Below are 15,380 nucleotides of genomic sequence, written 5' to 3'. Positions count from 1 at the left end.
ACTAAAACCAACTTTGCGTTCGTTTTGTATAAAGATGAAGCAAATTTATTAAAAATTAAAAACCTAATCAGGAATTAAAAACAAAAGTTATGAAGAAGAAACTTGAGGCAGATTTAATTAGCATTGCCCATAGAGTTTTAAAGCTTACAGGAAAAGAAAATATTGCGAAATTGCATGCCGAAACGGGAGCTTTATATGAAAAACTAAGTGTATTAAAATTTGCGAATGAGAATTTTGAAGGCGATTTACCAACAATTGGAAGCGATTCTTCTTTCTTTGGAATGTTAGATACCGCTTTTAATAATAAAGTAAGTGATAATATTGAACACGACGACAAAATTTATGTCAATCTTGATGAGAATGAAGACGACGGTATCTATGAGCCAGTGATGGAAAAAATAAAAGATATGGTGGCCCAGATGCCACAAGAATCACAACAAGTAGATGATATGTTTGCGAGTGCTGTAGCTCAAAAAGAAGCGCCTAAAACACACTTAGAAGATATCACTGCTGGCTTTGAGGAAATACCGGTTTTTGAACCTATTAGTCAGGCTAATGAGAATCTTAGAAAATCATTAAATGATAAACTTAAAAACAGTGGATTAAACATAGGTCTTAATGATAAATTAGCATTTATTAAGCACCTTTTTAATGGTGAAGTTCAAAATTATGAACGTGTGTTATCTCAATTAAATACAACAAGTACTTACCAAGAGGCTTCTCATCTTCTTAACGATATTGTTAAACCAGATTATAATAATTGGAAAGGTAAAGAGGAATTTGAATCACGTTTTTTTAATATTGTTGAGCGAAAGTTTGATTAAGTTTAAATGGTTTTTATTCGGAAATTTTAATATACCTAGTAATTTAGATACAACCAACCTGTCCTAGGTTCATCTCCAGTCTTTAAGTCTAGAATGTAAAAATAAACACCAACAGGAAGTACGTTTGAAGTCTTTGTTAAACCCATATTTGCTGTGCCATCCCAATTATTTTGGTAATTATTACTTTCATAGATTTGAACACCATCTCTATTATATATTTTAAGATTGTTATCTGGGAATTCTTCAATACATTCACTATGAAATGTATCATTAAGGCCGTCGTTATTTGGTGACAATCCATCTGTTATATAAATACAGTTATCAATGGTAACTTCAGCATCATCCCTATTATTGGTATCATCCCTATCTGGTTCATTTAAAGAATTAAGTAGCGCTGTGTTTAAAAGTGCTGTACTTGACAAGATTTGAGCAACAACTGTTAAGGTTTCAGATTGATTACTTGATAACACATTAATTGACCAAATAAAGGTGTTATTATTAAATAGTTCTTCGGATGTTGATGCAGATATCTGTTCCATCAGTACTTAGTGCTTGAGTAACAATTGACAAATCTGTTGTTTGCGCGTTTAATTGGACGCAAAAAAGGAGGAAAAATATAAAGCGGACTAATTTTTCAATCATAAAATGCTTGGTTTCTATAAAGATGCTAAATATTGGTAAAGGTTGCGTCAATTTATATGAAAACATTGTAAATTTGAAATGAAATCTCTTACTAATGAGCAAACTTTATATTGTACCAACACCTATCGGAAATTTAAAAGACATGACTTTTCGTGCTGTAGAAGTTTTAAAGGACGTTGATTTAATTTTAGCAGAAGATACTCGTACCTCTGGAAAGCTCTTGAAACATTATGAGATTAACACACAAATGCAAAGTCATCATATGCATAATGAGCATAAAATGGTTGATAATTTGGTTGAAAAATTAAAAAGTGGAATTACAATTGCACTTATCAGTGACGCAGGAACTCCTGCTATTTCAGATCCTGGATTTTTAATAACGAGAGCGTGTGTAGAACATAATATTGAAGTGGATTGTTTACCAGGAGCTACTGCTTTTGTTCCAGCATTGGTTAATTCTGGTTTACCAAATGATAAATTTATATTTGAAGGTTTTTTACCAGTAAAAAAAGGAAGACAAACGAGGTTACTGTTTTTAGCAGAAGAAACGCGAACAATTATTTTTTATGAAAGTCCGCATAAATTGATAAAAACACTCACTCACTTTTGTGAGTATTTTGGAGAAGATAGACCAGTTTCTGTATCCAGAGAACTGACAAAGCTATATGAAGAAACGGTGAGAGGTACTGCGAAAGACGTTTTGGAGCATTACACAAATAAACCACCAAAAGGGGAGATTGTAATTGTGGTTGGTGGGAAAAAGTGAATAAATTAGAAGTGTTCAAAGTATATTGAATAACCTTATCTCTATAAAAAAACCTCCAATTTCCGAAGCATCGAAAAAAAAAGGTTAATTGTTTATATATCATATTTCGACTCATGTAGCACAACAGTAAACCGCTGTAAACTGCAACTGTAAACTAATAACAGGCTAATACTTAGAACCATCATGCTTTCCAACCTCAAAACCGTGTTGACCTAGATATTGATTTCCACTGTCAACAGCATCGTCTTCGATATCTGTTCCCATAGAATCATTCCAGCGGTTCAGGTAGCCAAAGAGAGAAATAACGCCAAGCATTTCTACGATTTCACCTTCATCCCAGTGTTCATATAAACGGCTTTTAATATCTGCATTCACCGCATTTGGCACTTGAGAAGCAGCCAAACTAAAATCGAGCGCAGCACGTTCAGCATCAGAAAAGGCACTGTGTGTTCTATACTCCCAAATATGATCTAATTGCTCTTGCTCTGCACCATAACGTTCTGCCGCTCTAATAGCGTGTGCTTGGCAGTAACGACAACCTGCAGCATTACTGGAAACCCAAGCAATCATGCGCTTTAAGGCAGAAGTTACGCAACCTTCATTGGCCATAACCGCTTTGTTGAGGTTAATGAATGCTTTTGAAATTGCAGGACGACGTTGCATAGTTAACACCGAGTTTGGACAAAAGCCAAGCGTCTCATTAAAGAATTCTGCTAATTGTTGCGTTTCTGGATCGTGTTCTGCAGATAAAGGAGTTACTAATGCCATAGTTTTGATTTTTTAAGTGGTATTTTTGATTCTAAATGTACTTAAAGTGTCTAACGTTATAAGTATTTAAAGTTAAAAATTTTTCAAAACCGTAACCTCTTTCTGGTGCAGATAAATTACTTTAACTCTAAATATTTCAAGAACTCTTAATTTAAAACTTATAAAAATGTCTCATAAAGTAGTCACACATTGGAAAGGAAACTTACAGTTTGAATCTGATAATCCAAGCGGAAATTTGGTCACTATGGATGCCTCTCCTGAAAACGGAGGTTATAATTCTGGTGTATCGCCAAAAGCCATGATGTTGTCATCTTTGGCGGGTTGTTCTGGATTGGATGTGGTGTCTATTCTTAAGAAAATGAAAGTGCCTTTTTCAGATTTTAGAATTGATACCTATGGAGAACTCACAGACGAGCATCCTATATATTATAATAAAGTTTCAGTAGAATATCATTTCTACGGAAATGAGCTAGACGAGAAAAAAATTGAAAAGGCAGTAAATATGTCGATAGATACATATTGTGGTGTGATGGAAATGTTCCGAAAGTTTGCAGATATAAAAACAGCCATTCATTATCATAATTAGTCAAATTATTTAATGAGACCTCATAGGGTTTTAAAATCTGTGAGGTCTTTAGATCGTAAATGTTATATGCGCTGGACGCTAAAACCAAAACCAGATTCTAAAACCGTTGAAGAGCTGCAAAAGGCTCTTCAGGTAGATCGCTCTGTGGCAGTGTTACTTGTTCAGAGAGGGATAGATACTTACGAACAAGCGAAGCGTTTTTTTAGACCCAGTTTTGATGAGCTGCATGATCCGTTTCTTATGAAAGATATGGATAAAGCAGTGGCAAGAATTGAAGCAGCGCTGCTCAACAATGAAAACATCTTAGTATTTGGAGATTATGACGTGGACGGTACAACCTCGGTTGCTTTAATGTCTTCCTATTTAAAAACAAAATCAGATAGAATTGCGACTTATATTCCTGATCGTTATGATGAAGGTTATGGGATTTCTTATAAAGGGATTGACTTTGCTCAGGACAATGAGTTTTCATTAATAATCGCATTAGACTGTGGTGTAAAAGCGATTGACAAAATAAACTATGCTTTAGAAAAAGGGGTAGATTTTATTATCTGTGATCACCATAGACCAGGCAAGGAATTACCAAAAGCAGTGGCCGTTTTAGATCCTAAACGAGACGATTGCAACTATCCATTTAAAGAACTTTGTGGTTGTGGCGTCGGGTTCAAACTCATACAAGCCTTAGCCTCAAAAGACGGAAAAACTGTTGAAGATTTAGGCGAATACCTCGATTTGGTAGCGACTGCAATCGGTGCAGATATTGTTCCTATTGTTGGTGAAAATCGCGCATTGGCTTATTTTGGTTTACAAATTATCAATACACAACCAAGACCAGGAATTAAAGCTATTATTGAACAGGTCGAAAAAAAGGTACTCACAATTACTGATGTTGTATTTATTGTGGCTCCAAGAATAAATGCAGCAGGTCGCATGAAACACGGTAATTATGCAGTGACTTTATTGACAGAGAATGATGAAGAATTGGCCAAAACGTACGCCCATGAAATCAACGAATTTAATCTTGATAGACGAGAAACCGATAGACGAATTACTGAAGAAGCGTTAATTCAAATTAAAGAAAATAAGGAAGAAGACCGATTAACAACCGTTGTTTATAACGAAACTTGGCACAAAGGTGTGATTGGGATTGTTGCTTCTAGATTAATTGAAACGTATTACAGACCAACGTTAGTTTTTACAAAAAGTGGTGATAAATTAGCAGCATCAGCGCGATCAGTAGAAGGCTTTGATGTGTATAACGCCTTAGAAGCTTGCGCAGAACATATTGAGCAATTTGGCGGACATAAATACGCAGCAGGATTAACTCTCCATCCAGAAAATTACGAAGCCTTTAAACAAGCCTTTGAAGAGGAGGTCACCAAAACTATTGATAGAAATTTACTCAAACCAGAAATTAAAATTGATATGCAGATTGATTTGCAAGATATTACACCAAAATTTCACCGTATTATTAGTCAGTTTGCACCTTTTGGACCAGGCAATATGACACCCATTTTTATGACTGAGAACTTAAAAGATACAGGGTATGGAAAGTGTGTTGGTGAGGATGATAAGCACTTGCGTTTAACTGCGAACCAAGGCAAAGAAAAAATAGTGTGTATTGGTTTTAACTTAGGTGATAAGAGTAATTTGATTACCAATAAAAAATTGTTTGACGCTGTATATTCCATTGATGAAAATCACTGGCAAGGGAATGTGAGTTTGCAATTGAAGTTGCGAGATATAAGATAAATTCAATCTATACCGAGAAGCACTACAATTTTAGTATTTAATAAAAAACTAAAATAAGAGGACTTCTTATTTTACATTTGCGCATAAAACTAAATTAGATCTATCAGATTGTTAAAATCTTTAAGGTCTGTTATCTCATTATTTTGCAAAAAAAAGACCCATACGCAGCATTGCGATACAGAGAATTCAATATATTTTTATTGGTGCGTTTTGCCTTAATTTTTGGTTGGTCTATGCAATTTATTGTTATCGAGTGGCAGGTTTATGCGTTAACAAAAGACCCTTTGAGTTTAGGCTTAATAGGTCTTTTTGAGTTTGCCCCTGCGTTTCTTATGGCCTTGTTTGCGGGTCATATTGTAGATCAGCGTGAAAAACGAAATCTTTTAGCGTTATGTATTGCTGCTTTTTCTTTAATAAGTTTCGGATTATTTTGGTTGACGTCTCAATCGGTTATAGAGGCGTGGTCTAAAAATAGTATTCTCTACTCCATTTATGCTTTGGTGTTTTTTGGTGGTTTTTTAAGAGCATTTTTTGGACCCACTATATTTTCATTAGTTGCGCTTATTGTTCCGAAGAAAATATATCCTAACGCAGCGACATGGAATAGTTCTACATGGCAAATGGCACGTGTTTTAGGTGTTGGTTTTGCTGGATTTTCAATTAGCTGGATTGGTGTACACTGGTCGTTATGTGTCGTTTTTGGACTCGTCGTGTTTTCGTTTATTATGTTGTTTCAAATCCCTAAAAAACCGATTCTCAATCCAAAAATTGGAGAGAATATAGTATCGAGTTTAACTGAAGGTTTATCCTTTGTTTTTAAGACCAAAGCTGTTTTAGGCGCATTAACACTTGATATGGTGTCCGTTTTATTTGGAGGAGCCATAGCACTCGCAGCAGTTTTTGCTCAAGATATTTTAAAAGTTGGACCTCAAGGTTTTGGGGTTTTAGTTGCAGCACCTTCAGTTGGTGCTTTTTTAACGATGTTGGTGACTGCTTATATCCCAATAAGTAAAAATGCTGGTATGAAATTGTTGGTGGCTATTTTTGGTTTTGGCGTTTGTATTATCGTATTTGGATTATCCTCAGTATTTTGGATTTCGGTGGTTGCACTATTCTTTAGTGGTGTGACAGATGGTGTATCAATGGTGATTAGGCAAACGATATTACAAATTAAAACACCAGACCACATGCGTGGTCGTGTATCATCAGTAAATTCTATGTTTGTAGGCTCTTCTAATGAATTGGGTGCACTTGAAAGTGGACTCACAGCTAAACTCATGGGAACAGCAACTGCGGTTGTTTTTGGCGGTACGATGACGTTGATAACCGTTGTGACTACAGCATTAGTATCTCCTACGTTTAGAAAATTAGATTTGACTAAGGATATTGAGGCGCATGAGCGGGAGGAAGGTTAAATTTGTATTTAAAAACTATAGCTAAAATTTAATAGAATGTACCTATTGAGCAAATCAACTCGTTGTATGTTTGTCGAGTTATCAGTAGTGTTAATTTGTTCAAAAACTTTTTCATTTAGCAAATTAACGCCATTGATGTTCATTTGCCAATTTTTATCTTTTGGTTTATATGAAATAGTAGATTCTAAAAATGAAAAATTATTTGAATACGTATCAAGGTTAGGAACTATATAATTGTAATTCAAACTTACTACTAATTCTTTGTTAGGTTTGAAAACCAATTTAAATTCATTTTCTATGGATTGATTTATAAATAAATTTTCACTTCTATTTTCTTGATAGGAATGTGTGGTTTTGTTTTGAAAATTTATGGGTGAATTAAATGCTGTTTTGAAGAATATAGAATTAATAAAAAAATTGCTTTTAATGTCTCTTAGTTCTGAATTATTTAAAATATTCTTGAAATTAGCTATTGAATAATTAGATGTTACTTTAATAGTTGTGTCAATCCATGGTAATAATTTAGTGGCATCAAAGAAAAAATTTAAATTTTCATTACGTTCACGCAAAAAGAAATCTGTTATAGTAGTTGATAATTCATCAATCTCTGTGTTTGTAAAAAAAGCATCACGTTGTTTAACATAATTAGTTCCTAGAGATAATTCTAATTGATTAAAAAGATCATTTTTTTGATATGTCAAACTATAATTTTGGCTTTTATTTAATCTTAAATCAGGAATATTGTTGCGCAGGATTCTATTATCTAGTAATATGCCATTGGTGTAAAAGTTTTGAATAGAATTTGTTCCTTGATAAATTCTAGAAGTGAAATTTATATCAGATGATTGATCTATTTTATATATGAGCCTCAGTGAAGGTTCAAAAATGAAATCGCTTGATTTTAGGGATGTATTATCTTGTAATAATTGTAATGATTGATTAAGTATTCTAAAAGTATATTCTGGAGAAATGATAAATTTCCCTAGTCTCCGGGTATAAGAACCTTGCGTAAATATGTCATTAAATGTATATTCCAGATTATTCAAATTACTACCATTAGCAACTGTTTGAAAGTTGTTTTGACTCAATAAAGCCGAACTAAAATTTTCGGTATTATGCGTGCCACCAAATATCAAACTGTAGTTACTGTTTTTATGCTTGCCTAATAAAAGGGTTTTGAAAGTCAAATTATGCTTTTTGGAATCTGTATTCTGAACATCGTCATCAAACTCAGGATTATTGAATACAGAAGGTTCAATATTAAAATTTTGCCCTAGGTCATTGGTAACATAGTTTAAATTAAATTGTAAAGCTTTTTCAGGTGATAACCTTTTAGTGAATTCTAAGTTTTGGTTAATAAATACATTTTCTGAGTCTAGAAATGAGCTAAAATTATTGGCTTGATTAGAAGAAATAGTCCTGTCTGTTTTGATGATTTCATCTCTAAAACTTATATTATATTCAAGTAAGGACGACTTAGATGAATTTAACTTTAATTCTAAATCACCACGATATTGTACAGGACTTTTCGTGAAAATAGCAGCGTCGAAAATAGTAAACCGCTCATCAACTATTTCAATATCGCTTTTTGAGAACTGATTACTGTTAATTCGATCATTGACATAAAATAAATTAACTCTAGCTTTTAATTTCTTATTTAGATCAAAAATACCATTGAAATTACCAAAAAATTGATGGTTTATATTAGATAAATTATTGTTTGTTACTCGAGGAAGTGAAAGCTCTGGAATTACTCTTTGAGCGTATAAATTGTCTTCTCTAATTTGTTCTATACTAACTTCATTTCCGTAATAATTAAATGGTGATAAATTGTTACCAATAGTATTGTAACTACCTACCGCAAAAGATTTAAGTGAACTATTTATAGCCAAAAGATTAACAGATGTATTAATTGGGGTATCTTTTGCATCAGGTTTATCGCCTAATCCTAGATCCATGCTGCCAGTAAGATCTGTTATGTTTTTTTTAAGCTTTAGATTTAATGCTACTTTATCGCTATTTTCAATACCTTTTAGGAGCTTATTTTCAGAGTAGTTTTCAATAGCTTCAATTTCATCTACTAAATCTATATTTATATTTTTAGTGCCTATAGTATAATTATACTCAAAAAGATTATCACCTTCTAGAGTTACGGTTTCTATTAATTTTCCTCTGTATTTAATTGCACCAGTGGTTTCATTTACCTCAATACCTGGAATGTTTTTTAATAAATCTTCTACTTTACGTTCGGTTCCATCTTTATAAGCGTCTACACGAAATACAGTAGTATCTTTTTTGATTAAGAATGGCTTTGTTTTACTTTTGACAATGACTTCATCTAGTAGTTCAATTTTTTCATTAATTAAAGTAATATTATAAACAAGAGTTTCTTCTTTATTTGTCGAAGTTATAATTGTCTCAAAATCAGAATAACCTGCAGCAGTTACCCTTAAAATAAGACCATTATTATAGTTTTTTTTAAGCTTATAAGAAAATTTACCATTTAAAGCTAAGCAATACTCACTAACTATATCGTTTTGGTTAGAAGCTATAAATAATATTTTAGCATTCAAGGGTTTTCCTATGCTATCTAAAACTGTACCTTCAAGTGTTTGTGAGAAACCCAAGCTAATATTAAGAACAAAAAAACTAAATAGCGTTAGAAACTTGAGAGATTGTGTAAGTGTCAAAATAATAATTGTTATTGCTTTTTCATTTTTTCTAGCGCATTATTATAATCAACGTCATCTTCGGTTATGTAAGTTTCAATACCTCCTCTTGAAGTCTCAACACCAAAAGAGTTTTCAGTAGGTCTATAACTCATTAGTTCAACAGCTTTAATTTTGTATAATTCTGTAAATTCTTGCCAAGTCAATACTTTTTCTTTTGAAAGCGGATTTTCAAGATTTTTTAATTCAATATAACCATTTTTTATACTTGTGGCTTTGAAAGAAATAAAATTATCAACCGATGTAATTTCTAAGATCATCCCTGGTAATCCGTCATATTTCCATGGACCACCAGTAGGAAGTGTTGTTGCAAACCATGCTTCATAATCTCTGCCTCTAAAATTCATTTTAGCTAGTTGACAACTATATCCTAATATGTCTTTTTGAGTGTCTATAATTTCCCAATTAAAAAGGTCTAAAGTGTCTTGAACGACAAAATATTTATATGATACTTCATGTTTAGAGAACAATTCTTGCTTAAGATAATCTTTATAAACTAAGCTAATATTTTTACCTGTAGGCTTAAAGTAAAAAACAGTATCATCATCATCACTTTCAACTAGTGAATTTTGATTTTCCTCTGATGATTTTACCTCCTTTGGATTAGTTACGACATTAAATATAGATTTATTCAATTCAATAAATCTAGTGTATGTATGACTAGCAGAAAAAGATCCTCCAGATTCAAAATTAATCGTCTTTACATAGTCAATTGTATAGGTGTTTACCTCATTGTTTTGTGAATTTCCAAAATGAAAACTAGAAATTAATATATAGTATAAAAGGTTTTTTTTCATAATTTATATAATTAACAGCTCAATATTAATTTTAAATACTGAGCTGTTTAATATGTTTATTTACCGAAAACTATTATTCTATAATAAAAAATTCTCTTTTAGCTTTCGCTCTAGCATTTTTTTCGCAATCTAGAAGAGCTAAGCCAGGTGTTGCTCCAGTTCCTGAACTAAAAACTTTTCTTTCTTCTCCCGTAACTTGATTCACAATTGTTATGTAGCAGGTGACTCCCCATCCAGAATCTTCAATAGTAGTAAAAGTTTTATTATCTATTTTAGTAAATTTAAAATCTAATTTGTTTGAAATAGCATTACTTGAGAAAGCCGAAAATGTCAAAGACATCATAAATAAAAACACAATTTTTTTCATAATTTTAAATTTTTAAATTTACTGTTCGGTTATTAAATTTTGCAAAATTTTAATTATGTAAATGTCTATGTAAATGTCCATTATAACTATAACTATTTAGAGCAAATGATTACTTTTGGTAATAAAATTATAATATTTAGTTATGGACAGTGTTATCGAAAATATTAAGCGTATTCGGAAAGAGAAAGGATATAGCCATGAATATATCGCACATGAGTTGGATATTAGTCAAGTAGCATACAGTAAATTAGAGAAAAAAGAAACTAAACTCAGTGTAGAACGTTTGTATAGACTTGCAGAATTATTTGAGGTCAACGTTTATGAATTATTAGAAATAAATGTCATAAATCAATTTAACAAAGAGGATTCAATTCGGTATTCACAGCAATTACAACGTTTTCATGAAGAAAACAAAGAGCAACATCAAAAAATCATTCAACTCTATGAGGCTCGCTTACGAGATAAGGATATACTTATTGAAAAATTAGAAAAAATGATAAAGTGATTTTCTCAAAGTTTAAAACTACTTATAAGTCTTTAATTCAAAATTCTCACCATCAAAAACACCATAAGTAAAATAAGTAATCCAGTCTCCTAGATTTACATATTTTGATCCTTGTCCAATATCTAGATCCATTGGTAAATGTCGATGACCATAAACAAAAAAGTCACTATGTTTTTTCTCCAGTTCTGACTTACTAAATTGAATAAGCCATTCTTTATCTTCTCCTAAAAATGTAGCGTCATGCTCTCCAGAAATGAGCTTGTTTTTTACAGATAAATATTGTGCAACTTTCATCCCAATATCAGGATGTAGCCATTTGAAGAGAAACTTAAATATAGGGTTTGTAAACACTTTTTTCATACGTTTGTAACCTTTATCAAAAGGGCCTAAACCGTCACCATGAGCAATATAAAACGTCTTGTCATTGAAGGTAAATTCTTTAGGTTTGTGATACACAGGAATATTAAGCTCTTTTTCAAAATACCCATTCATCCAAAGGTCGTGGTTACCAACAAAAAAATAGATTGGGATACCAGAATCGCTAATTTCAGCCAATTTCCCTAGAGTTCTTACAAATCCTTTTGGAACTACTGTACCATATTCAAACCAGAAATCAAATAGATCACCTAATAGAAAAATAGCTGCAGCATCTGTTTTAACATCGTCTAACCAAGCTACAAATTTCTTTTCACGCGGCAGTGATGCCTCATCGGTTGGAGCACCTAAATGATTATCGCTTGAGAAATATATTTTTTTTCCTTTGGGGATTTGCATGTTGTAAATATAAATAAAATAGCCGCGAATTCACGAATGCGCTTCCTAAGCTAGACGGTGCACTGAAGATTGTTAACTGAAGACTTTTTTAATTATCACTCGCAAACCACTGTGCATAAGAGCTTGCTGTTTCTTGTAGTTTTAAAGAATGTAACGTGATATTATTTGGTAGACGTCTTTTAATCTTTTCGGCAAAATCAATGACCATCATTTCACTTGTAGGCTGATAGTCTACTAATAGAACGTTATGATCTCTCTTTTGAAGCTCTCTTGCTAATTCTAGGTGTGGTGTGTTCTTATTAAATACTGTAGCGTGGTCAAATACATCTACAATTTCTTCTTTAACGATTTTTTTGAGATCAGTGAAATCAATGACCATTCCAAATTTAACATTAGTATTATCTGAAATAGGTTGTCCAATAACGGTGACGTCTAAACGGTAGCTATGTCCATGAACGTTTTTACATTTTCCGTCGTAACCATATAAAGCATGGCCAGTTTCAAAAGAAAACTGTTTTGTGATGCGAATATTACTCATTTAATTATATGTTTTCGGTGCAAAGATATTCATTTTGTGAAAGCAATTGGTTTTTAGATTACATTTGCTCGCTTTTAACTAAGAAAGCTTAAATTTTGAAAAAGGAAGGATATGATTGAAGCCATTCAAAATCAACTTTTCGAAGAGATTTCTTTTGTTGAAAACCCAGTCTACGAGCAGATAATCCAAGATATCGGATTGAAGAAGTTTAGTGTAATAGATGATTTTTTTTCTTCGGAAATCGTCTCACATTTACGGCAGTCTCTACTAAACAAACATGAGGAAAATCATTTTAGAAAAGCGGCTATAGGCAACCGTGTTAATGAGTTAATCTTAAAGTCTATTAGAGGTGATCATATTTTATGGATTGATGAAATGACTGCCAATACTGCAGAGAGCTTATTTTTTAATCAAATTAATGACCTTGTCTCTTATTTAAATAAAACCTGTTTTATGGGGATTTTGCAAAAAGAATTTCATTATGCACTTTACCCTAAAGGTACTTTTTACAAGCGTCATATTGATACATTTCAAAATGATGATAGACGTAAACTATCTTTTGTATGCTATTTAAATACGGAAGATTGGAATCCAGAAAACGGAGGAGAACTCGTTTTATATCTTGGTGAAAAGGCTATGGAAACTGAAAAGATAATTTACCCGTTTCCTGGACGGATTGTGATTTTTGAAAGTCAAATTATTGAACACGAAGTGAAGCCTGTAGAAATCGAGCGATTTAGTATCACGGGTTGGTTAAAAACGAGATAACTACCGTCTTTTATTACGGTTGTAGAAATAAACGATGACTAGTACGATTCCTAGAATTAGAAAGAGTCCGCTTCCACTTATAAATGACATGAAATCCATAGGTTTTACTGTTTAGATTTATTCTTAAAATATCTGAACAAAAAGTAGGCGATAACAGCCAGAGTTAAAAAAGGTAAATATTTGCCAATTACATAACCGATATTGTATCCAGAATTGTTTGCAGTTGAATCTTGCAATAGATTTATTAAAATCATAACTTAATTTAAGTTGCTTTTCTCTCAAAGTTACATCTTTTGTGAAAGGGACAAGAATAGTTGTCTGAATTTTATGATTAGCGGGAAACCTCTGGCAATAATCCAAACCGTTAATGCTATAAAAACGGCATGTAATTTAAGACCATAGCTGTCTAGTAAAAATAATAATGGAATAAAAACAAGTCCAGTTGAGAGCAAGAGTAAATTTCTTAGAAATTTCATTTTACCCATACCTTTAAACATACCGTCAAAAATAAAAGCGAGTGCGCACAGCGGTTGCATGGCTAATACAATCCAAAATACATTATAAAACTCGTTTAGTACAAGTTGATCTTTAGTAAAAATAGGGCCTATAAAACTATAAAACAGGAGTCCTAGAGTACTGAGTAGGAACCCGACTCCAATACCACATTTAATGAGTAGTCGACTAAGCTCTAGTAGTTTCTTATAATTTTTTTCACCTAATAATTTTCCTGAAAGAATATTTCCTGCACTCGCATATCCATCAATAATAAAGGCGCCTAAAAACCAAAGGTTTATGGCTATAGTGTAAGCAGCAATATAGTTTGTGCCGTAAGACGTTGCAAAACGGGTTGCGAAATAAAGTGTTGCATTTAGTGCTAATGTGCGAACAAAGAGATTGATAATCATGATGCTAAACGTCTTTATTTCTTTATTAAAAGGAAATGTAATGCGCAATGAGATAGGTGTCTTTTTGAGTAAATAATAGGCAGAGCAAATGGCCATTATTATTTGTGCGATTACACTCGCATACCCAGCACCTTTAATGTGCATTGGGTCGATAATTCCGTGAACTCCGTAGACAAATGCAAAGTCTAAAACAACATTTACAATCGTCCCAATAATTGCTATAATCATGGGGTAGTAGGTGTTTTGAAGACCTCTAAATGTTCCAAAAATTGCAAATGTGAAGAGCGTAAAGGGAAAACCGAAAACACGAATATTATAGTATTCAACGCTATAATTTAGAATGGTACCAGACGCACTGTAGAGTTTGAAAATTTCCGAAGAAAAAGGCAAAGTGGTTACAATAATCAGAATACTTATGGACGTAATTATAAAAATTGCCTGTGCAGGAAGATTTTTAACGTGTTCTAATTTGTTTGCACCAACATGTTGAGAGACTATGGATGAAATGGCACTTCGTGTTTGTCCTAATACCCAAATAAGCATAGAAATAAATGTACCTACGATGCCAACAGCTGCTAGAGATTCGGCAGCATTGTAATCTATATTACCAATAATTGCGGTATCAGTTAAAGATAATATAGGCTCGGCCACTCCCGCAATTAAAGCAGGAACAGCTAATTTATTAATATTTTTTAAGGTGATATCTGTCTTCAAAATACGAGTTCGTAACAATAAAAAGGATGCTTACTTTGTTTTTGGAAATAGATATTTCCTAATTTTTGATAACCGCGAAGTTCGTAAAACTTCTGATTTCTTTGATTTTGCGAAAAGGTGTCTAATCTTATTGACGCATATTTATTTTTCCTTGTATGCTGCTCTGCATAATCCATGAGCTTTTGCGCAAAACCTTTTCCTTGATGTTCAGGATGGATTGCTAATCGGTGAATATAACTATGACTCGTATTGGATGTTAGCCATTTAATCGGTTTGTATTCTTTATCCATATTTATTGAGATTACAATACAACCCACAATACTATTTTTGATCTCAAGCACATATAATTCCTGTCTATCAACATCGTTTTCAAACGCTTCTCGGTTTGGGTAATGGTCATTCCATTGAAAAATATTATGCGTTATCATATGCTTTGCACAGGCTTTAGTAATGTCTAGAATAGCATCAATATCTGTTGCTGTTGCTTTACGTATCATTTTTAATAATTACCTTTGGCGGATAGTAGCACA

Annotated in this window: 16 protein-coding genes; 7 read left to right on the top strand and 9 right to left on the bottom strand. The window is 32.6% G+C overall.

What is annotated here, in order from left to right; genetic code table 11:
• The first annotated feature begins 89 nt into the window (after positions 1–89).
• The gene (locus H593_RS0107945; RefSeq protein ID WP_028871967.1) at positions 90–824 is read left to right on the top strand and encodes a hypothetical protein; all 735 of its coding nucleotides are present in this window, start codon (positions 90–92) and stop codon (positions 822–824) included.
• A 35-nt stretch (positions 825–859) separates the two neighbouring features.
• On the opposite strand, the gene H593_RS0107940 is transcribed toward H593_RS0107945, so the two are convergent.
• The gene (locus tag H593_RS0107940) at positions 860–1,363 is read right to left on the bottom strand and encodes a T9SS type B sorting domain-containing protein (protein WP_028871966.1); all 504 of its coding nucleotides are present in this window, start codon (positions 1,361–1,363) and stop codon (positions 860–862) included.
• Positions 1,364–1,560: 197 nt separating this feature from the next.
• Here H593_RS0107940 and rsmI point away from each other — a divergent pair, with 197 nt between their 5' ends.
• Entirely contained in the window at positions 1,561–2,232 is a 672-nt protein-coding gene (rsmI, locus tag H593_RS0107935; RefSeq protein ID WP_028871965.1) for a 16S rRNA (cytidine(1402)-2'-O)-methyltransferase, read from the top strand.
• Between the two features lie 165 nt (positions 2,233–2,397).
• Here the strand turns inward: rsmI and H593_RS0107930 are convergent, their stop codons facing one another.
• Positions 2,398–3,000, bottom strand: a complete 603-nt coding sequence (locus H593_RS0107930) for a carboxymuconolactone decarboxylase family protein (protein ID WP_028871964.1) — start codon at positions 2,998–3,000, stop codon at positions 2,398–2,400.
• Positions 3,001–3,166: 166 nt separating this feature from the next.
• Here H593_RS0107930 and H593_RS0107925 point away from each other — a divergent pair, with 166 nt between their 5' ends.
• The 3 genes from H593_RS0107925 to H593_RS0107915 all read left to right on the top strand — a co-directional run bounded on the left by H593_RS0107925 (position 3,167) and on the right by H593_RS0107915 (position 6,753).
• Positions 3,167–3,586, top strand: coding sequence for an OsmC family protein (locus H593_RS0107925; protein ID WP_028871963.1), 420 nt, complete (start codon positions 3,167–3,169; stop codon positions 3,584–3,586).
• 66 nt (positions 3,587–3,652) lie between these two features.
• Positions 3,653–5,338, top strand: a complete 1,686-nt coding sequence (gene recJ / locus H593_RS0107920; protein WP_028871962.1) for a single-stranded-DNA-specific exonuclease RecJ — start codon at positions 3,653–3,655, stop codon at positions 5,336–5,338.
• A 143-nt stretch (positions 5,339–5,481) separates the two neighbouring features.
• The gene (locus H593_RS0107915; protein ID WP_028871961.1) at positions 5,482–6,753 is read left to right on the top strand and encodes an MFS transporter; all 1,272 of its coding nucleotides are present in this window, start codon (positions 5,482–5,484) and stop codon (positions 6,751–6,753) included.
• A gap of 8 nt (positions 6,754–6,761) precedes the next feature.
• Here H593_RS0107915 and H593_RS0107910 read toward each other — a convergent pair whose 3' ends face one another.
• The 3 genes from H593_RS0107910 to H593_RS0107900 form a co-directional block, all read right to left on the bottom strand.
• Entirely contained in the window at positions 6,762–9,443 is a 2,682-nt protein-coding gene (locus tag H593_RS0107910) for a peptidase associated domain and porin domain-containing protein (protein WP_028871960.1), read from the bottom strand.
• Between the two features lie 11 nt (positions 9,444–9,454).
• A complete protein-coding gene (locus tag H593_RS19960) occupies positions 9,455–10,279 on the bottom strand; it encodes a GLPGLI family protein (RefSeq protein ID WP_028871959.1) in 825 nt (274 codons plus the stop codon).
• 73 nt (positions 10,280–10,352) lie between these two features.
• Positions 10,353–10,646, bottom strand: a complete 294-nt coding sequence (locus H593_RS0107900; protein WP_028871958.1) for a hypothetical protein — start codon at positions 10,644–10,646, stop codon at positions 10,353–10,355.
• 142 nt (positions 10,647–10,788) lie between these two features.
• Here H593_RS0107900 and H593_RS0107895 point away from each other — a divergent pair, with 142 nt between their 5' ends.
• Entirely contained in the window at positions 10,789–11,151 is a 363-nt protein-coding gene (locus H593_RS0107895) for a helix-turn-helix domain-containing protein (protein WP_028871957.1), read from the top strand.
• A gap of 18 nt (positions 11,152–11,169) precedes the next feature.
• Here the strand turns inward: H593_RS0107895 and H593_RS0107890 are convergent, their stop codons facing one another.
• Together H593_RS0107890 and H593_RS0107885 are read right to left on the bottom strand one after the other, a co-directional pair.
• Positions 11,170–11,925, bottom strand: coding sequence for a UDP-2,3-diacylglucosamine diphosphatase (locus H593_RS0107890; protein ID WP_028871956.1), 756 nt, complete (start codon positions 11,923–11,925; stop codon positions 11,170–11,172).
• 88 nt (positions 11,926–12,013) lie between these two features.
• Positions 12,014–12,463: a 6-pyruvoyl trahydropterin synthase family protein gene (locus tag H593_RS0107885; protein WP_028871955.1), complete on the bottom strand. Its 450-nt coding sequence runs from the start codon at positions 12,461–12,463 to the stop codon at positions 12,014–12,016.
• A gap of 111 nt (positions 12,464–12,574) precedes the next feature.
• On the opposite strand from H593_RS0107885, the gene H593_RS0107880 reads away from it, so the two are divergent.
• The gene (locus H593_RS0107880) at positions 12,575–13,231 is read left to right on the top strand and encodes a 2OG-Fe(II) oxygenase (RefSeq protein ID WP_028871954.1); all 657 of its coding nucleotides are present in this window, start codon (positions 12,575–12,577) and stop codon (positions 13,229–13,231) included.
• 284 nt (positions 13,232–13,515) lie between these two features.
• On the opposite strand, the gene H593_RS0107875 is transcribed toward H593_RS0107880, so the two are convergent.
• Both H593_RS0107875 and H593_RS0107870 read right to left on the bottom strand, forming a co-directional pair.
• Positions 13,516–14,850, bottom strand: a complete 1,335-nt coding sequence (locus H593_RS0107875) for an MATE family efflux transporter (RefSeq protein WP_028871953.1) — start codon at positions 14,848–14,850, stop codon at positions 13,516–13,518.
• A complete protein-coding gene (locus tag H593_RS0107870) occupies positions 14,847–15,347 on the bottom strand; it encodes a GNAT family N-acetyltransferase (protein ID WP_028871952.1) in 501 nt (166 codons plus the stop codon). The genes H593_RS0107875 and H593_RS0107870 overlap by 4 nt, the downstream gene beginning before the upstream one ends.
• Between the last annotated feature and the right edge of the window lie 33 nt (positions 15,348–15,380).

The organism is Psychroserpens burtonensis DSM 12212, from assembly GCF_000425305.1.
GTDB classification, from domain to species: Bacteria; Bacteroidota; Bacteroidia; order Flavobacteriales; family Flavobacteriaceae; genus Psychroserpens; species Psychroserpens burtonensis.
The sequence above is the reverse complement of the archived record's forward strand: the minus strand, read 5'-3'. Positions and strand labels throughout refer to the sequence as shown.